General features: G+C 68.2%; 20 protein-coding genes and 1 riboswitch. Of the genes, 12 read left to right on the top strand and 8 right to left on the bottom strand.

The genetic code is table 11. The features are described from left to right. Window positions 1-7: 7 nt before the first annotated feature. Window positions 8-1,024, bottom strand: coding sequence for a diiron oxygenase (locus tag SLQ33_RS25265; protein WP_319456643.1), 1,017 nt, complete (start codon window positions 1,022-1,024; stop codon window positions 8-10). A gap of 137 nt (window positions 1,025-1,161) precedes the next feature. Here SLQ33_RS25265 and map point away from each other — a divergent pair, with 137 nt between their 5' ends. The 3 genes from map to sepH all read left to right on the top strand — a co-directional run bounded on the left by map (window position 1,162) and on the right by sepH (window position 3,915). Continuing rightward, a complete protein-coding gene (gene map / locus SLQ33_RS25260) occupies window positions 1,162-1,926 on the top strand; it encodes a type I methionyl aminopeptidase (RefSeq protein WP_319456642.1) in 765 nt (254 codons plus the stop codon). A 22-nt stretch (window positions 1,927-1,948) separates the two neighbouring features. Continuing rightward, complete coding sequence (gene serC / locus SLQ33_RS25255; RefSeq protein ID WP_319456641.1) at window positions 1,949-3,052, top strand: phosphoserine transaminase; 1,104 nt, start codon at window positions 1,949-1,951, stop codon at window positions 3,050-3,052. An 83-nt stretch (window positions 3,053-3,135) separates the two neighbouring features. After that, window positions 3,136-3,915, top strand: a complete 780-nt coding sequence (sepH, locus tag SLQ33_RS25250; RefSeq protein WP_319456640.1) for a septation protein SepH — start codon at window positions 3,136-3,138, stop codon at window positions 3,913-3,915. A 15-nt stretch (window positions 3,916-3,930) separates the two neighbouring features. Here the strand turns inward: sepH and SLQ33_RS25245 are convergent, their stop codons facing one another. After that, on the bottom strand, window positions 3,931-4,203 hold the full coding sequence (locus tag SLQ33_RS25245) for a DUF2537 domain-containing protein (RefSeq protein WP_319456639.1): 273 nt from the start codon (window positions 4,201-4,203) through the stop codon (window positions 3,931-3,933). Between the two features lie 44 nt (window positions 4,204-4,247). Beyond that, window positions 4,248-4,859 (bottom strand): TetR/AcrR family transcriptional regulator, encoded by a 612-nt coding sequence (locus SLQ33_RS25240; protein ID WP_319456638.1) that lies wholly within the window; start codon window positions 4,857-4,859, stop codon window positions 4,248-4,250. Between the two features lie 186 nt (window positions 4,860-5,045). Between SLQ33_RS25240 and SLQ33_RS25235 the strand changes: the two genes are divergently transcribed. Then, window positions 5,046-5,969: a phytanoyl-CoA dioxygenase family protein gene (locus tag SLQ33_RS25235; RefSeq protein ID WP_319456637.1), complete on the top strand. Its 924-nt coding sequence runs from the start codon at window positions 5,046-5,048 to the stop codon at window positions 5,967-5,969. Here SLQ33_RS25235 and SLQ33_RS25230 read toward each other — a convergent pair. Next, entirely contained in the window at window positions 5,966-6,775 is an 810-nt protein-coding gene (locus tag SLQ33_RS25230; protein WP_319456830.1) for an RNA methyltransferase, read from the bottom strand. The genes SLQ33_RS25235 and SLQ33_RS25230 overlap by 4 nt on opposite strands. After that, window positions 6,772-7,209, bottom strand: a complete 438-nt coding sequence (locus tag SLQ33_RS25225; protein WP_319456636.1) for a MarR family transcriptional regulator — start codon at window positions 7,207-7,209, stop codon at window positions 6,772-6,774. The genes SLQ33_RS25230 and SLQ33_RS25225 overlap by 4 nt, the downstream gene beginning before the upstream one ends. Window positions 7,210-7,308: 99 nt before the next feature. Here SLQ33_RS25225 and SLQ33_RS25220 point away from each other — a divergent pair, with 99 nt between their 5' ends. Both SLQ33_RS25220 and SLQ33_RS25215 read left to right on the top strand, forming a co-directional pair. Further along, window positions 7,309-7,578, top strand: a complete 270-nt coding sequence (locus SLQ33_RS25220) for a DUF2530 domain-containing protein (RefSeq protein WP_319456635.1) — start codon at window positions 7,309-7,311, stop codon at window positions 7,576-7,578. A 22-nt stretch (window positions 7,579-7,600) separates the two neighbouring features. Continuing rightward, window positions 7,601-8,065 (top strand): SRPBCC family protein, encoded by a 465-nt coding sequence (locus tag SLQ33_RS25215; protein WP_319456634.1) that lies wholly within the window; start codon window positions 7,601-7,603, stop codon window positions 8,063-8,065. 8 nt (window positions 8,066-8,073) lie between these two features. On the opposite strand, the gene SLQ33_RS25210 is transcribed toward SLQ33_RS25215, so the two are convergent. Continuing rightward, entirely contained in the window at window positions 8,074-8,838 is a 765-nt protein-coding gene (locus SLQ33_RS25210; protein WP_319456633.1) for a DUF3027 domain-containing protein, read from the bottom strand. Between the two features lie 176 nt (window positions 8,839-9,014). Here SLQ33_RS25210 and SLQ33_RS25205 point away from each other — a divergent pair, with 176 nt between their 5' ends. Further along, window positions 9,015-10,598, top strand: a complete 1,584-nt coding sequence (locus SLQ33_RS25205) for an MFS transporter (protein ID WP_319456632.1) — start codon at window positions 9,015-9,017, stop codon at window positions 10,596-10,598. Further along, window positions 10,595-11,083: a DUF2771 domain-containing protein gene (locus SLQ33_RS25200; RefSeq protein WP_319456631.1), complete on the top strand. Its 489-nt coding sequence runs from the start codon at window positions 10,595-10,597 to the stop codon at window positions 11,081-11,083. The genes SLQ33_RS25205 and SLQ33_RS25200 overlap by 4 nt, the downstream gene beginning before the upstream one ends. On the opposite strand, the gene SLQ33_RS25195 is transcribed toward SLQ33_RS25200, so the two are convergent. Beyond that, window positions 11,080-12,084 (bottom strand): glutathione S-transferase family protein, encoded by a 1,005-nt coding sequence (locus SLQ33_RS25195; protein ID WP_319456630.1) that lies wholly within the window; start codon window positions 12,082-12,084, stop codon window positions 11,080-11,082. The two genes, SLQ33_RS25200 and SLQ33_RS25195, sit on opposite strands and share 4 nt — an antisense overlap. An 80-nt stretch (window positions 12,085-12,164) precedes the next feature. Beyond that, on the bottom strand, window positions 12,165-12,578 hold the full coding sequence (locus SLQ33_RS25190) for a cold-shock protein (RefSeq protein ID WP_319456829.1): 414 nt from the start codon (window positions 12,576-12,578) through the stop codon (window positions 12,165-12,167). A 143-nt stretch (window positions 12,579-12,721) separates the two neighbouring features. Here SLQ33_RS25190 and SLQ33_RS25185 point away from each other — a divergent pair, with 143 nt between their 5' ends. From SLQ33_RS25185 to SLQ33_RS25170, 4 genes are all read left to right on the top strand, one after another. Then, window positions 12,722-13,120 (top strand): YccF domain-containing protein, encoded by a 399-nt coding sequence (locus SLQ33_RS25185; protein ID WP_319456629.1) that lies wholly within the window; start codon window positions 12,722-12,724, stop codon window positions 13,118-13,120. Then, window positions 13,117-14,175: a GTP 3',8-cyclase MoaA gene (gene moaA, locus SLQ33_RS25180; RefSeq protein WP_319456628.1), complete on the top strand. Its 1,059-nt coding sequence runs from the start codon at window positions 13,117-13,119 to the stop codon at window positions 14,173-14,175. Before SLQ33_RS25185 ends, moaA begins: the two co-directional genes overlap by 4 nt. Beyond that, window positions 14,172-14,426, top strand: a complete 255-nt coding sequence (locus tag SLQ33_RS25175; RefSeq protein ID WP_319456627.1) for a MoaD/ThiS family protein — start codon at window positions 14,172-14,174, stop codon at window positions 14,424-14,426. Before moaA ends, SLQ33_RS25175 begins: the two co-directional genes overlap by 4 nt. A 214-nt stretch (window positions 14,427-14,640) precedes the next feature. Further along, a riboswitch (cyclic di-AMP (ydaO/yuaA leader) is annotated at window positions 14,641-14,848 on the top strand. Between the two features lie 9 nt (window positions 14,849-14,857). Beyond that, window positions 14,858-16,135: a transglycosylase family protein gene (locus tag SLQ33_RS25170; RefSeq protein WP_319456626.1), complete on the top strand. Its 1,278-nt coding sequence runs from the start codon at window positions 14,858-14,860 to the stop codon at window positions 16,133-16,135. Window positions 16,136-16,138: the final 3 nt, after the last annotated feature.

The following is a 16,138-nucleotide window of genomic DNA, read 5'->3' as shown; positions in this document are numbered from 1 at the left end:
CCGAACCTTAAGCGACCGACACCAGATGCTGGCGTTGCGGCTCGCTGCGGTAGCGGCTGGGCGCACCGTTGATCTTGCAGATCCGCCAGATGAGCTTCGAAAGCGGGTTCATCAGGCCGGTGTCGTGGCAGAGCATCCGGACGTCGCCGAACATGTCCCTCAGCATCTGGCGGGACTCGGGCGAGGAGAAGAACACTTCCTTGCGGACCGAGCGGGGGATGTCGAATTCCTTCCAGAACGCCCGCGGCGGAACGATGATGGCCGAGCACAGGATCCGCATGGTCAGCGGGACGTAGAGCGACAACAAGAACCGCTTGCGTCGCGGCAGGTGCGGAATCCGCTTGCGGAGGTACTCGTGCGCGAACGAGATGTGCCGGGCCTCCTCGGCGACGTGGATGGCCATCACCCGCTCCATGATCGGGTGCAGCGTCTTGCCCTCGCGCAACACGTTCTTCTGGGTGTGGTCGATGGGCTCCTCACCCGCGAGAATGCCGAACCAGAACGGGATCGGCAGCGGACCGGCGGCCAGCGGGATGACCGGCTGGATCCACTTGAGCAGCCGCGGCATGCCAGGCACGTCGGTGCCGATGCGGTTCACCATCTCCTGAAACATCATGGTGTGGTTGCACTCTTCGACCGCCTCGTGCAAGCAGTACCGGTATTCCGGCGAGCCGTTCGGCGTCCAGAACGCGTACTCCATCAGACCGCGAATCAGAATCGACTCGAAGTGCAGGCCCACCTTGGCGACGTTGGCCTGGCGCCACATGCCGATCTCGATCTGGCGTTCCTTCGACTGCGCCTGGTACCAGGGGTGCTTGCCGAACGGGTCGGTGCCCGGCAAGATCCAGCGCTCGTCGTTCGGGACGACGGCAAACTCGGGCGAATCCCAGTCGATGTCCGTGTACGGATTGAAGTTGCGCCGCACAGACCCCTCAGACAGTGTGGTGAGCATGTCCACGTACTCGGTGTCATCGCGGACTTCCATGTTGCGACGCCAACGGTTGATCATCTTCGTGCGAGCCATTCGAACCCTCCCGTGAGGTTTACATTTGCTTGCTCGGTGTCTAACACGGTACCGGAGGTCCCAGGAATTGAACAGGCCGTTTCTGGGATGTGGTCCAGCCTGGTAATCCCGGTCACATGTGATGTAGATCACAGTTGATGGTCCAACTGAAGACCGCTTCCGAGATCGACGCGATGGCCGCAGCGGGCGCCGTGGTGGCCGAGGCCCTGCGCGCCGTCGCCGCCTACGCCGTCCCCGGACGTTCGACCGCCGACCTCGACGAGGTCGCCGCGGACGTGCTCGCGCGGCACGGAGCGACGTCGCCGTTCCTCAACTACCACCCGCCCTGGGCGTCGTCGCCCTTCCCCGCCGTGCTGTGCACGAGCGTCAACGATGCCGTCGTTCACGGCATCCCCAAGGCGGAGCTGCTGTCCGACGGCGACCTCGTCTCCATCGACTTCGGCGCCGTCCTGAACGGCTGGTGCGGTGACGCCGCCCGCAGCTTCGTCGTCGGCACCGCTTCACCCGAGGACTCCGCGTTGATCGCCGCGACGGACGCGGCACTGACGGCGGGCATCGCCGCGGTCCGGCCTGGAAACACGCTCGGCGACATCGGCCACGCGATCGGGACGACCGCTCGTCGCGCCGGCTTCGGCATGCTCGCCGATCACGGCGGGCACGGGATCGGACGCACGATGCACGAGGCCCCGCACGTCCCCAACGAAGGCCGAGCGGGCCTGGGCATGACGCTGCGGCCCGGGTTGGTGATCGCCATCGAGCCGATGCTCATCGCCGACGGCACCGACGACTACCGGCACGACGCCGACGGATGGACGTTGCGCACCGCCACCGGCGCACGCGCCGCGCACAGCGAACACACCGTCGCGGTCACGGCCGACGATGCCCGCATCCTCACGCTCTAGCGAGGTCACTAGGCTTGGCGGCATGGCGCTCACCATTCCCGCCGAACTGAAGCCCAAGGACGGCCGCTTCGGCTCGGGACCATCCAAGGTCCGCCCAGAACAACTGCAGGCCCTCGCGGCAGCGGGTGCGCTGTTCGGCACCTCGCACCGGCAGGCGCCGGTGAAGAACCTGGTCGGCCGCGTGCGCGACGGCATCAAAACGCTGTTCTCGGTGCCCGACGGCTACGAGGTCGTGCTTGGCAACGGCGGGTCGACGGCGTTCTGGGACGCCGCCGCATTCGGACTCATCGACAAGCGCTCGCTGCACCTCACCTTCGGCGAATTCAGTGCGAAGTTCGCCTCCGCCGTGGCGGCCAACCCATTCGTGGGCGACCCGATCGTCATCAAGTCCGACCCCGGCACCGCTCCCGAACCCCAGTCGGATCCGTCCGTCGACGTGGTGGCGTGGGCGCACAACGAGACGTCCACCGGTGTCGCGGTGCCCGTGCAGCGGCCGGCCGGCGATGCGTTGGTGGTCATCGACGCCACGTCGGCGGCGGGCGGACTGCCCGTCGACATCGCCGATACCGACGCGTATTACTTTGCGCCGCAAAAGAACTTCGCCTCCGACGGTGGTCTGTGGCTGGCCATCATGAGCCCAGCCGCACTGGCCCGCGTCGAACAGATCGCCGCGGGCGGCCGCTGGGTGCCCGACTTCCTTTCGCTGCCGATCGCCGTCGACAACAGCCTCAAGAACCAGACGTACAACACCCCGGCCATCGGCACGCTCGTCATGCTCGCCGAGCAAGTCGACTGGCTGAACGGCAACGGCGGACTGGACTGGGCCGTCAAGCGCACCGCGGACTCGTCGCAGCGGCTGTATTCGTGGGCCGAGGCCACCAGTTACACCACACCGTTCGTCGCGGATCCGGCGCAGCGCTCACAGGTCGTCGGCACGATCGACTTCTCCGATGACGTCGACGCAGCGGCGGTGGCCAAGGAGCTACGCGCCAACGGCATCGTCGACACCGAGCCGTACCGGAAGTTGGGCCGCAACCAGCTGCGCGTGGCGATGTTCCCCGCCGTCGATCCCGACGACGTCAGTGCCCTCGTGGCCTGCGTCGATTGGGTCGTCGAACACCTCTGACCTCGTGCGCAACGCTCCGCGTGTCGGGCCGGTCACGAGTCGGTAACGCAGTAGGGTGATGCGTTAAGCCTCAGGAGGTCGATATGCGGGAACTGCAGGTCGTCGGACTCGACGTCGATGGCAAACGCATCATCTGCGAGACGGCCGACTCGGGTGACAAGTTCGTGTTGTGTCCCGACGATCGCCTGCACGCCGCACTGCGCGGGGACCGGGCCGGCGTCAGTCCACCCAAGATCGAGGTCGAGGTTCCAACCGTGCTGCGTCCCAAGGACATTCAATCGAGGATTCGTGCGGGCGCGTCCGTCGAACAGGTTGCCTCTGCGGCCGGGGAGAGCCTCAGCCGGATAGAACGATTCGCCCACCCCGTCCTGCTGGAACGCTCCCGCGCCGCCGAGTTGGCCACCGCCGCCCATCCGGTGCTCGCCGACGGGCCATCCGTCATGACACTGCTGGAGACCGTGACCGCCGCGCTCGTCTCGCGCGGCCTCGACCCGGAGTCGACGACGTGGGACGCCTGGCGCAACGAGGACGGCCGCTGGACGGTGCAGATGGCATGGAAGGCCGGCCGGTCGGACAACGTCGCCCACTTCCGGTTCACCCCGGGAGCCCACGGCGGCACCGCCACGGCGTTCGACGACTCCGCCGCCGAGCTCATCGACCCGAACTTCGACCGGCCGCCACTGCGGGCGGTCGCACCCGTCCCCGAATTCGTCGCCGAACCGGAACTGCCGCTCAGTCCCCCGGAACAGGTCATCGAACCGGAACCGCAGCCCGCACCGAAGCCGCGCGCCCGCAAGCGCAAGCCCGAGGTACCGGCTTGGGAGGACGTCCTGCTTGGCGTCCGCTCCGGCACCCAACCCTGACCTGTCGTCGCGCGCCTAGCTTGCGATCGCCATCGCGAGCAGCGCCAGCCAGCCCCCCACGACCCCGACGCCGCTGCCGAGCACGAACCACCGCCACACCGGGCGCCTGCGCCATTCCCACACCGTCGGCGCCAACCCACCGACGGCGACGACGTTCAGGCCGACTGCGAGTAGCGGGTGCACCCTCGTCAGGCCGAGGCTCAACACGATGATCGCCGCGGCCGTGACCGCCGCGACGAAACCCGCCACCGTCAGTCCCGTGCCCCACGGCTTGGCATCCTCTGTCACTCCATCAACCTTCCCAGTTCGCTTCCTCGGCGGTGGCCACGTCGTCAGGGCAAGAAGCAACCCAGGTAGTCGACACTGGCGCGGGACATCTCCGCGAGCATCTTCTTGTCGCCTTCCGAGTTGTTGCGGTAGGAGAGATCGAGTCCCTTGTCGAGCATGCCGATGAAGACCTGCGTGACGATCTCCAGCGGTACGTCCGGCGCATCGGGTCGGGTCGCGGTGACGCTGGCCGCCAGGTAGGCGGCCAGCGCGTCGTCGTGCAGTCGGTTCGCCTGCAGCATGCGGCCGGAGAATTCTGCGGAGAACCACAGCGACCTGAATCCCGGTGAGGCGTCGAAGAACTCGATCACGGTATCGATGCCGGCGATCACAGTGGTCCGCCAGTCGGTGCCCGCCAGGCTGAATCCGACTTTCTCCAGATCACGGTCGAGTTGCAGCAGGCCGGTGGCCACGATCTCTTCGAGCAGCGCCTGGCGGTCGTCGAAGAAGTTGTAGAGCCAGCCGATGGATACCTCGGCACGCGCCGCCACCGCAGTGGTGGTGACCGCATCGGCGCCGCTCTCGTCGAGGAGCGCTGCAGTGGCGCGCAGGACCCGGTCCATCTTGTCCTGGCTGCGGGACTGAGCGGCCGAGCGCCGGGCGCCAACCTGGGCCATCACCGGAACCATGAGCTCGGGCAGGGACGCCCCGGCGGTTACGTGTCCTTTACCGATCGGCAGTGGCTCAGAAATCTGAGACTGATTCAGTTTCACCGTCAACGATGCCGCCTCACCAGCGAGGTTCCCGGCCCATTTCCACGCGGCTCACCCTACCTCGCACCATCACGTGATCGGAGTTGCTCGATGCCTGAGTACCACCTGCCGCCCACCGCGACGTCGGCAGAAGTTGCCGCAGCGATCCGCGCCAACGGCTTCGTCATCGTCGACAACCTCGTCTCGAACGAACTCATGGACCGGGTGGCCCAAGAGCTCGAGGAGCACATCGACCTCACGCCCGCAGGCAACGACGACTTCATCGGCCGGATGACCCGCCGAACCGGCTCGCTGATCCCGCGCTCGCCCGCCAGCCGTGAGCTCGTCACTCACCCGCTGGTGCTCGACACCTGCGCGGACATGCTGTCCAAGGCCACCGTCTATCAGCTGCACCTCACCCAGGTGATCTCGGTTTTCCCGGGCGAGACGGACCAGCCGCTACACCGTGACGAGAACGCATGGGACTTCTTTCCCTTCCCGCTCGACTACGACGTGCAGTGCAACACCATGTGGGCGATGACCGACTTCACCGTCGAAAACGGTGCCACCCGACTGGTGCCGGGAAGTCACTTCGCCGAGGGGAAGCAGACCTACGTCGACGAGGAGATCGTGCGTGCCGAAATGGAGCGCGGCTCGGTCTTCTTCTATTCGGGCAAGGTGTACCACGGCGCCGCGGCCAACAAGTCGGACAAGGTGCGCCAGGGCATCAACATCACCTACTGCGTCGGCTGGGTTCGTCAGGAGGAGAACCAGTACCTGTCGACGCCGATCGAGGTGGCCCGCACCCTCGACGACGATCTGCTCAAGCTGATGGGTTACCAAATGGGCGGCCTGGCCGTGGGATACATCCGCGACTTCGAAGACCCCATGGTCGCCATCCGTGACGACATGCCCAAGAAGCAGTACGAGTTCGCGTCGCTGACGAAGAAGAACGACCATCTCAGTTCGGAACTGATGGACGTGTTCCACGACAACTTGGTCAACGCCGAAACTCCCACTGCTGCAGGGGGCTAGTGCTCCCTAGCCCGCTCGTAGAAGGCCAACGCCGCCGCCGTCGCGACGTTCAGCGAGTCAGTGCCCCGCGACATCGGGATGCGCACCCGCACGTCGCTCGACCGCATCGCACGCTCGGTCAGCCCCGGCCCCTCGGCGCCGACCAGCACCGCCACCTTTGCCTCCGCGAGGTGCGTCATCGCTTCGGCCAACGACGGCGCCGACGGGTCGGGGGTCATCGCCAGTATCCGGAAACCATTGTCCCGCAACGTCTCCAGGTCCCTCGGCCAGTCGGCGGCCCACGCGTAGGGGACGAGCAGCGCGTGCCCCATGGAGACGCGCACCGCCCGCCGGTACAGCGGATCGGCGCACCCAGTGCCAAACACCACGGCGTCGACGGCCAGCCCCGCCGCGTTGCGGAAGATCGAGCCCAGGTTCTCGTGGTCGTTGACGCCTTCGAGCACCGCGATCGTGTGCGCGCCGTCCAGCACGCCCGCGACAGTCAACTCCGGCGGGCGCGGCGCCGCGGCCAGCACCCCACGGTTCAGGTGGAAGCCGATCACCTCGGCCATCACCTCCGCGCTGGCCCGGTAGTACGGCACGTCGACGTCGCAGAGGTCGGCCGCCAGCTCGCCGAGTCTGCGGTCGGTTCCGAACATCGCCCGCGGAGCGAACCTCGACGCCAACATCCGCTGCACCACCAACACGCCCTCGGCGATGACGAGCCCCTTGCCGGTCGGCAGGTCGGGCCTGCGGTCGATGCTGTTGAGGTCGCGGAAGTCGTCGAGCCGCGGATCGGCCGGATCGCCGACGTCGATCACATTCAGGCTGAAGCACTTTCGTCCACGATGGCCATCATCAGGTCCGCCGCGGCCACCAAGGTCCTGCGCTCGTCCGTCGTGAACTCGGCCAGCCGCTGCTGCAACCACTCACGGCTGGCGCGCCGCTCGATCTCGATCAACTCGGCCCCCGACTGCGAGACCGACACCAACACCTGGCGGCCGTCGTCGGGATGGGCGGCCCTGTCGACGAACCCGAGCTCAGCGAGCGACGCAATCACGCGTGTCATCGACGGCGGTCGCACGCGTTCGCGCACCGCGAGGGTGCCCGGAGTCATCGGACCCTCCTTCGCGAGCGTCGCGAGGGCGGACAACTGCGACAGGGAGACCGGAGAATCGGGACGCCGGAACCGCAATTGCCGTGCCAGGCGAACGACGGCGAGCGACAAGTCGCTGGCCAGTCGGGCATCCGCGTCGCTCACGAGGCAACAGACTACCGACCCGTGTTCGGAAACCGGCAGAACATCGGGCGTTTCGGGTCGCGGTCCGGGCGGCAGGCCCATCGACTAGGTTGGTGCGCGATGTCCGCGACGACACCGCCACCCGGCGACGCAACGCCAGAACCGCCCGCTCTGCCGGCGGCGCTGCTGAAGCCATGGCCGGTCATCGTCGTCATTGCCACGGGGTGGCTCGTCGCGGTGATCCTCGCGTTCACCGTGCCGGACCTGCACGGCTGGAGGCCCACCACAGTGGCCGGCCTCGGCGTCGGCGTACTCGGGACGTCGATCTTCCTGTGGCAGCGCCAAGCCGCCCGCAGGGGCTCACGCGGCGCGCAGTCCGGGCTCAGCTGAATTCGACACACGGAGGAACGACATGTCCGATGAGGTTCTGCAGGCGCAACTCGACATCGACGCGCCGCCGGCCAAGGTCTGGGCGTTGATCTCCGACCTCAGCCTGATGCCACGATGGAGTCCGCAATGCCGGGTGATGAAGGCGTTCGGACCGCTGCGCGTCGGCACCAAGACGGTCAACCTGAACCGACGCAAGCTCACGTACTGGCCGACCACGTGTCGGGTCACCGAGCTGGAGCCCGAGAAGAAACTCGCGTTCCGCGTCAACGAGAACAACACCGTCTGGTCCTACGAGCTCGAACCGACCTCAACCGGCACCCGCGTGGTCGAGACACGACGCGCCGACGACGGGATCAAGCCGGCGTCGAACTTCGTGGTGGACAAGATGTTCGGAGGCGTACCCAACTTCGAACGGGAGCTGGTCGACGGCATGAACGCATCGCTGCGCCGGCTGAAGGCGGCCGCCGAGGGCCGCAGGGAACCGTAGTCGCGCGACTACTGGTCGGCCAGGTCGAGCACGCCGTCGTCGAACGGGTCGAACATGGGCGACCCGATGCTGGCAGGCGCAGGCGTGTCCGAATGCGCGCCGCAGCCGTATTCATTGGTGACGACGTGGGCGTCGGCCGCCAACTCGTTGGTACACACCCCGAACATCAACCCCAACGAACCCGACAGCGGCAGGTAGAAACCGCAGTCGCGGCACACGCGGCGGGTGGAGCGCGCCATCGCCGAACCTGGACCGTAGTCGCCGTCGAACCACCGCTGGGCGGCCTCGATGCGGCCCCACTGGCTGAGCACCCGGGTACGGCCGTAGCCCACCTCGCCTGCCACCTCGTCGAGTTCTTCGTCGCCCGACGACATGTAGCCGGGCACCAGCCGCGGGTCGTCGGCGGGCGGAGCCAGCAGGTCGCCGGGGCCGAGGTCGCCGGGTTGGATCCGCTGCTGCCAGGGCACCCACGCGGGCGCCAGCAGCGCCGTCGGCCCAGGCACCAGGACCACCTCGCTGATGGTGGCGTGATCGGCGCCCGGATATGCCGCGAGCACGACGGCCCACTGCCAGCCCTGGTAGCCGGGCATGGCGGCGAGGAAGCGGTGGGTGGCCGCGGTCGGATCCTCGAAGCTTGCGCCGAGATACTCGCCGACCACGTCCTCACCGCTGAACTCGACGATCGCGGCGCGCGCCAGCTCCACGGCGCCCGTGAGCACCGTGGTGAGGTCGGCCGAGTCAACGTGCTCGGCGGTATCAGTAATGGCGTCCATCGGCATCAATACTGCCTGACGGGGGGCGAGCAAAGCCACACCGGTCGCCCTGCAGGCGTCTGTCCGGCCGATGGGGAAGAATCGACGGCGTGAGCGGACCGCGCGATCCCAGGCACGGGCCAGGGGACCCGAGGGGTCCTCGCTACTCTCCGCCACGGCCGCCGGAGCATCCGGGCATGGCCAACTACCCGAGCGATCCCGGCCGCCAGCGGCGGCCGCGCCGCGGAGCCGCACCCGGCAGCGCCAACCCGTACCTGCCCCCCATCGACTCGCCGCGCGAGCGCTCCGGTTCCGCACCGCCGCCCGCCGGTGGCGCAGGACAGTCCGCCGGTCAGCGGGTCGCGCCCCCGCGCGGCGCCGCGGCGCGCGGCCGCGAAATGGGCTCGAAGATGTACGGCCTGTTCCAGAAGGCGGCCACCGCCGACGGCGCCGACAAGTCCGGGCTGACGGCACTGACGTACCCGGTAATGGCCAACTTCGCGGCCGACTCGGCCATGGCCGTGGCGTTGGCCAACACGCTGTTCTTCGCCGCAGCGTCCGGCGAGAGCAAGAGCAAGGTCGCCCTCTACCTGCTCATCACCATCGCGCCGTTCGCGGTCATCGCTCCACTCATCGGGCCCGCGCTCGACCGGTTTCAGCATGGCCGCCGCGTCGCGCTCGCCACGTCGTTCGGGCTGCGCACCGTGCTCGCGGTGGTACTCATCGCCAACTACGAGAACGGCAGCTTCCCGCCATGGGTGCTCTACCCGTGCGCGCTGGGCATGATGGTGCTGTCGAAGTCGTTCTCCGTGCTGCGCAGCGCCATGACACCGCGCGTCTTGCCACCGACCATCGATCTGGTTCGGGTGAATTCGCGGCTGACCACCTTCGGCCTGCTCGGCGGCACCATCGTCGGAGGCGCCATCGCCGCGGGCGTGGAGTACTCGTTCAACATGTTCGACCTGCCCGGCGCGCTCTACGTCTGCGTCGCGATGACGGTGGCGGGGGCGGTCCTGGCGATGCGGATCCCCAAGTGGGTCGAGGTCACCGAGGGTGAGGTGCCGACCACGCTGAGCTACCACGCGCCCACCGAACTGATCAACCGGGAGCCCGCAGGCAAACCGGGCAAGTCGGCGCGACAACCCTTGGGCCGCAACATCATCACTTCGCTGTGGGGCAACTGCACGATCAAGTTGATGGTGGGGTTCCTGTTCCTGTACCCCGCGTTCGTCGCCAAGGCGGATGCCGACAGCAGCGGCTGGGAACAGATCAAGGTGCTCGGCCTGATCGGCGTCGCGGCGGGCATCGGCAACTTCGCCGGCAACATGACGGCCGCGCGGCTCAAACTCGGCCATCCCGCCAAGCTGGTGGTGTGGGCCACCATCGCCGTCACCGCCGTCGCGTTGGGTACCGCGCTGGCGGGCAACATCCTGGTGGCCGCGGTGGCGACGCTGGTCACGGCGGGTGCCAGCGCCATCGCGAAGGCCTGCCTGGACGCCTCCATTCAGGACGACCTGCCCGAGGCGTCGACGGCCTCTGCGTTCGGCCGATCGGAGTCGTTCCTGCAGCTGGCCTGGGTCCTCGGCGGTGCGACGGGCGTGCTGATCTACACCGACCTGTGGGTGGGCTTCACGGCCATCACCGCGTTCCTCATCCCGGGGCTCGCGCAGACGCTGGTGAGCTACAACGGTGATTCGCTGATCCCGGGGCTCGGCGGCAACAGGCCCGTCTTCGCCGAGCAGGAGGGGCCCCGCACTCGCGCGGCGGCGGCACCCGAGTGAAGCGCGTCATCGCCGTCCTCGGGGTGGTCGCGATACTCGCATCCGCAGGCACGGCCGTGGTGATCTGGCGGCTGACCCGCGAGTCACGTCCCCAGCACCCGGAGATCAGCGCCTACACGCACGGGCAGTTGGTCCGCGTCGGGCCGTACCGGTACTGCGACGTCTTCGAGATCACCAAGTGCGACATCCCCGAGACCACCGGCGAATTGGTGGTCACCTCGCGCGACCCCATCCAGCTGTCGGTGCCGCCGTCGATCGCGCGGGCGCCGTGGGTGCTGCTGCGCGCCTACGAGGGTTCCGACGGACCGGTGGTCGAGGCGTTCCCGCCCAACGTCAAGCTCGCGGTCACCATCCCCACCGTCGACCCGCACTACGGCAAGTTGACCGGGGTCGCGGTCCAGCTGCCGACCCTGGTCCGCGACGAGCAGGGCAACGAGTTCCCCTGGCCGCACGCCGAATGGTCGGTGCGGACCGTGTGGGCCTAGTCGGCCCCGTGGCCCGGCGGCACGCGCTCTGCGTCGCGCGTCGGACCGGGCGGCGTCCCATCGCCGAACGGCCTGCCGCCCAAGGCTTCCCGGCCGTGTGACGTCAGCCAGTTCGTTAGCTCGGGACCCTTCGGCACGATGCGCGTCGGGTTGATGTCAGCGTGCACCACGTAGTAGTGCTGCTTGATCTGGACGAAGTCGATCGTGTCGCCGAAGCCCGGCGTCTGGAACAGGTCGCGGGCGTACGCCCACAACACCGGCTGTTCGGTGAGCTTGGTCCGGTTGCACTTGAAATGGCCGTGGTAGACGGGATCGAAGCGCGCCAACGTGGTGAACAGCCGCACGTCGGCCTCGGTGATGGTGTCGCCCACCAGATACCTTTGCCCGCTTAGCCTTTCGGACAACCAGTCCAATGCGGTGAACAGCCGGTCGTAGGCCATGTCGTACGCGCCCTGCGAGCCGGCGAACCCGCATCGGTAGACGCCATTGTTGACCTCGGTGTAGACGCGCTTGGCCACCTCGTCGATTTCGGCACGCAGCTGCTCTGGGTAGAGCTGCGGCGCACCCTCGCGGTGGTAGGCCGTCCACTCGGTCGACAGGTCGAGGGTCATCTGCGCGAAGTCGTTGGTCACCACCGCCCCGGTCGCGACGTCGACGATGGCGGGCACCGTGATGCCCTTCGGGTAGTCGGGGTCCCGGGTGAAGTAGGCGTCCTGCAGGCGCGGAATCTTCAGCACGGGGTCGACGCCGCCGGGGTCCAGGTCGAACGTCCAGCTCCGCTCGTCATGGGTGGGGCCGCAAAAGCCAATGGAGAGCACGTCTTCCAGCCCCAGCAGCCTGCGCACGATGATCGCCCGGTTGGCCCACGGGCACGCCCGCGCCACCACCAGTCGGTAGCGGCCCGGTTCGACGGGGTAGCCGTCGCGGCCGTCCGCGGTGACGCGGGTGGTGATGTAGTTGGTGTCGCGGGAGAACTCGCCCTTGGGGTTGACGTACGCCATGCCGTCAGTCTTGCCGAGCGTCGAGTTGACGTCGAGCGCCCTCGTCAGCCGACGATAAGTCGACGTTCGGCGAGCGAACCCTAGGAATCGAGCTCGCTCGCGACGGCCTTGACCACCTCGGACACCCGCCGGGCGATCTTGCGGTCGGGGTAGCGGCCCTTGCGCAGCTCGGGCTGCACCGCGCCCTCGAGCAGCGTGATCATGTCCTCGACCATGCCGTGCAACTCGTCAGGCGTGTGCTTGTGCTCGGGCGCCGGAGCTGCCTCGCGCCGGGTGCGCTGAATGCTCGGCGGCGGCTCGATCACCTTGAGACTCAACGCCTGCGGGCCACGACGACCCGCGGCGATCCCGAACTCGACCTTCTGACCGGCCTTGAGTTCCTCGACGCCAGCGGGCAACGCCGACGACCCGACGTAGACGTCTTCGCCGTCCTCCTGGGACACGAAGCCGAAGCCCTTTTCGGCGCTGTACCACTTCACCTTGCCGGTCGGCACTGGTCTCACCCGCTCAATCTCTGGTTCACACAAGGAACGCGTCCCACCTGCGCAGGACGCGAATGCGATGATTCTACTCGGACGCCTCCCCGACCAGCACGCGAATAAGCCCCGGTAGGCTGAAACGACCGCGGGAGGAAGACATGCGCCTGATCCTGAACGTCATCTGGCTGATCTTCGGCGGCCTGTGGCTGGCCCTGGGTTACTTCGCGGCCGGCATCCTCTGCTTCATCCTCATCATCACCATCCCGTTCGGCTTCGCCGCGTTCCGCATCGGGGTCTACGCGCTGTGGCCGTTCGGGTACACCGTCGTCGACAAGCCGGGACCCCGCCCAGGGGCCGCCGTCGGCAACGTGATCTGGCTGATCCTCTGTGGCATCTGGCTGGCCATCGGCCACGTGGTCACCGCCGTCGCGATGGCCATCACGATCATCGGCATCCCCTTGGCCATCGCCAACCTGAAGCTCATCCCGGTGTCCCTGCTGCCGCTTGGCAAGGAGATCGTGCCCACCGACGCTCCCCGCACGGGGGTGCCCGGATGACCGTGACCGCACTCGGCGTCCCGTCGTTGCGCCTTCCCGCCACGGATGCGCCGCCGACTGGCCCCCTCGTCGACACGTACGGCCGGATCGCCACCGACCTGCGCGTCTCGATGACCGACCGGTGCAACCTGCGGTGCACGTACTGCATGCCCGCCGAGGGTCTCGACTGGCTGCCCGGCGATCAACTGCTGAACCCAGAGGAAATGGCCCGGCTGCTCCACGTCGCCGTGACCCGACTCGGCGTCACCAGCGTGCGCTTCACCGGAGGCGAACCGCTGGTGTCGCGACACCTCGAGGAGGCGATCGCTGCGGCCGCGGCCCTGCGTCCCCGCCCCGAGATCGCGTTGACCACCAACGGAATTGGGCTCGCACGCCGCGCCGCCGGACTCAAGGCCGCGGGACTCGATCGGGTGAACGTCTCACTCGACACCGTCGAGCCGGATCGCTTCGCGAAGATCACGCGCCGCGACCGGCTCTCCGACGTCATCGAAGGGCTCGCTGGGGCGGCTGCGGCCGGCCTGACGCCGGTCAAGGTGAACGCCGTGCTCGACCGGGAGACCGGTCTCGACGACGCCGTCTCGCTGCTGCGCTTCTGCCTGGATCACGGGTATCAGCTGCGGCTCATCGAGCAGATGCCGCTGGACGCCGAGCATCAATGGAAGCGCGACGAGACCGTCTCCGCCGACCGGATCCTGGACACCTTGCAGCGAAACTTCGAGCTCCGCCCCGATCCCGCTCCCCGCGGTTCGGCGCCGGCGCAGCTGTGGCGCGTTGACGGTCCTGGCCGCGGCGGCTCGGTCGGCATCGTCGCCTCGGTGTCGCATGCGTTCTGCTCGGCCTGCGACCGCACCCGACTCACCGCCGACGGCCAGGTGCGCAGCTGCCTGTTCTCCACCGAGGAGACCGACCTGCGGCTGCTTCTGCGCACCGGCGCCGACGACGCCGCGATCGAGGCCGCGTGGCGTTCGGCGATGTGGGCCAAGCCCGCGGGGCACGGCATCAACGATCCCAACTTCGTGCAGCCGACCCGACCGATGAGTGCGATCGGCGGATGACGGGACAGATCACCGTCCGCTACTTCGCGGCGGCGCGCGCCGCGGCCGGCGTGGAGACGGAGACCGTGGGTGTGGCGCCGGGGTCGACGGTCGATGACCTGGTCGAGCAGCTCAGCACCCGAAGCAGCAAATTGGCCGCGGTGCTGGACCGTTGTTCGTTCCTCTGCGACGGCGTCGCCGTGCGCGACCGCGCCAAGCCGCTCGCAACAAACCAGACCGTAGATGTATTGCCGCCGTTCGCCGGCGGATGACGTGATATACGTCACATCACAAAATGATCACGAACTGGCCACGGCCCGGTTATCTCGTTCCCGACGCTGGGACAACGTAAACCCGTCCTGCGGCTTTAAGGTCCTCTTATAGTTCGCTAGCTGGGGAAACGCCGAGGCTGTCAAAAATGACGAGAGCACTTGAACCCATTACGGTCTGATCCCAAGCCACTCGACCCAAATCGGTGGCCCGCTGTGCCCGATAGCGCCGAACCTCATCCATTGGGCACTGCCACCGACATACCCATTGGATGGGGGCGGGGGACCCACCGGTCCACCACACTGCAGGACCACGGAGCCGGAAACGACTCCTTGGGGTGAAGCCGACGTCGTGAGACGCCGGCCGGGCAACCTCTCCAGCCCGAACCCGACAGCTGACCTCGCGGGCGTTGACGAGAGGATTTTCTGCACCCATGAGCGGACGGCATCGTAAGGCCACCAGTTCAGCGGTAAGCGTCGCAAAGATCGCCTTCACGGGCGCCGTCATCGGAACCGGAAGCATTGCCCTCGCCGGGCAGGCCAATGCCGCGACCGACGGCGAGTGGGACACCGTCGCCCGATGCGAATCCGGCGGCAACTGGGCCATCAACACCGGCAACGGATATCAGGGCGGCCTCCAATTCGCGGCTGGCACTTGGAAGGGCCATGGCGGCGGCGAGTACGCCCCCGCCGCCCATCTGGCCACCAAGGAACAGCAGATCGCCGTCGCCGAGCGCGTGCTGGCCTCCCAGGGCCGCGGCGCCTGGCCCGTCTGTGGTCGTGGCCTCGGAGCCGCGACGCCACGCAACGTCGTGGCCGATGCGCCTCAGCCGCTCGACAACCCGGAACTGAACGGCGAGCTTCCCCCGCCGCCGCCATTCGACCTCGTCTCGGACTTCGCCCCGACGCCTCCCCCGGAGCCCGTCGGCCCACCGCCGCCCGACGCATTCGTCCCGCTGGACGCCCCGATGCCCGAGGCGCCGCCCGTCGACGGACCACCGCCGCCCGATCCGAACGTGATGCCGCTGGACCAGCAGCTTCCGGTCATCGACCCCGCGTTCACCGTCGGCGCTCCGATGCCGATGATCGACGCCCCGCTGCCCGAGGCACCGCCCGCCGACGCCCCGCTGCCCGACGCACCGCCCGTCATCGAGGCCGCCGACTGGGACGTCGTCGAGGGTGGCCCGGCCCCGGCCGATCAGCCGCAGGCATGGGCGCTGCACGCAGGCGACCTCCCGCTGGATCCGGTGCTGCCGGTGCCGGGGCCCCCCGCCCCGCCTGCGCCCGGTCCCGTGGCGGCACCCGCCGATCCGTTGCTCCCGCTCAACGCCGTCGACGTCCCTGCCCCGGCATACGACGCAGCGAACCAGCTGGTCAGCGGGCAGATTCCCACTCCTCCAGAGGGCATGCCGCACCTCGCCAGCCCCGACGCGTTGCCGCCGGGTTCGACCATGGATCCGACCGCGGCCGGCAACGAGACGCCCAACGTGAGCTACCTGAAGGATCTGTGGCAGGCCGTCCAGAACCAGGAGATCAGCGGCAAGGAAGCCCTGATCATGGGCATCGCGCAGCGTGGGATGAACACGCCGTACCCGGATCAGGCGCCCGGCCCGAACGTTCCGCTGTCCCCCGGCGACGCCGCACCGGCTCCGCTGCCCGCGGGCCCGGCACCGCTGTTCCCGCCAGCCCCGGTTCCTGCGCCGCCCGCGTAGCGG

Source organism: Mycobacterium sp. RTGN6 (assembly GCF_033804605.1).
Lineage (GTDB): Bacteria > Actinomycetota > Actinomycetes > Mycobacteriales > Mycobacteriaceae > Mycobacterium.
The sequence above is the reverse complement of the archived record's forward strand: the minus strand, read 5'-3'. Positions and strand labels throughout refer to the sequence as shown.

Excerpts from the sequence above, each read along its gene's own strand:
- SLQ33_RS25265 (WP_319456643.1), bottom strand. The coding sequence starts at position 1,024 with ATGGCTCGCACGAAGATGATCAACCGTTGGCGTCGCAACATGGAAGTC.
- map (WP_319456642.1), top strand. The coding sequence starts at position 1,162 with ATGGTCCAACTGAAGACCGCTTCCGAGATCGACGCGATGGCCGCAGCG.
- serC (WP_319456641.1), top strand. The coding sequence starts at position 1,949 with ATGGCGCTCACCATTCCCGCCGAACTGAAGCCCAAGGACGGCCGCTTC.
- sepH (WP_319456640.1), top strand. The coding sequence starts at position 3,136 with ATGCGGGAACTGCAGGTCGTCGGACTCGACGTCGATGGCAAACGCATC.
- SLQ33_RS25240 (WP_319456638.1), bottom strand. The coding sequence starts at position 4,859 with ATGGCCCAGGTTGGCGCCCGGCGCTCGGCCGCTCAGTCCCGCAGCCAG.
- SLQ33_RS25235 (WP_319456637.1), top strand. The coding sequence starts at position 5,046 with ATGCCTGAGTACCACCTGCCGCCCACCGCGACGTCGGCAGAAGTTGCC.
- SLQ33_RS25220 (WP_319456635.1), top strand. The coding sequence starts at position 7,309 with ATGTCCGCGACGACACCGCCACCCGGCGACGCAACGCCAGAACCGCCC.
- SLQ33_RS25215 (WP_319456634.1), top strand. The coding sequence starts at position 7,601 with ATGTCCGATGAGGTTCTGCAGGCGCAACTCGACATCGACGCGCCGCCG.
- SLQ33_RS25210 (WP_319456633.1), bottom strand. The coding sequence starts at position 8,838 with ATGGACGCCATTACTGATACCGCCGAGCACGTTGACTCGGCCGACCTC.
- SLQ33_RS25205 (WP_319456632.1), top strand. The coding sequence starts at position 9,015 with ATGGCCAACTACCCGAGCGATCCCGGCCGCCAGCGGCGGCCGCGCCGC.
- SLQ33_RS25195 (WP_319456630.1), bottom strand. The coding sequence starts at position 12,084 with ATGGCGTACGTCAACCCCAAGGGCGAGTTCTCCCGCGACACCAACTAC.
- SLQ33_RS25185 (WP_319456629.1), top strand. The coding sequence starts at position 12,722 with ATGCGCCTGATCCTGAACGTCATCTGGCTGATCTTCGGCGGCCTGTGG.
- moaA (WP_319456628.1), top strand. The coding sequence starts at position 13,117 with ATGACCGTGACCGCACTCGGCGTCCCGTCGTTGCGCCTTCCCGCCACG.
- SLQ33_RS25175 (WP_319456627.1), top strand. The coding sequence starts at position 14,172 with ATGACGGGACAGATCACCGTCCGCTACTTCGCGGCGGCGCGCGCCGCG.
- SLQ33_RS25170 (WP_319456626.1), top strand. The coding sequence starts at position 14,858 with ATGAGCGGACGGCATCGTAAGGCCACCAGTTCAGCGGTAAGCGTCGCA.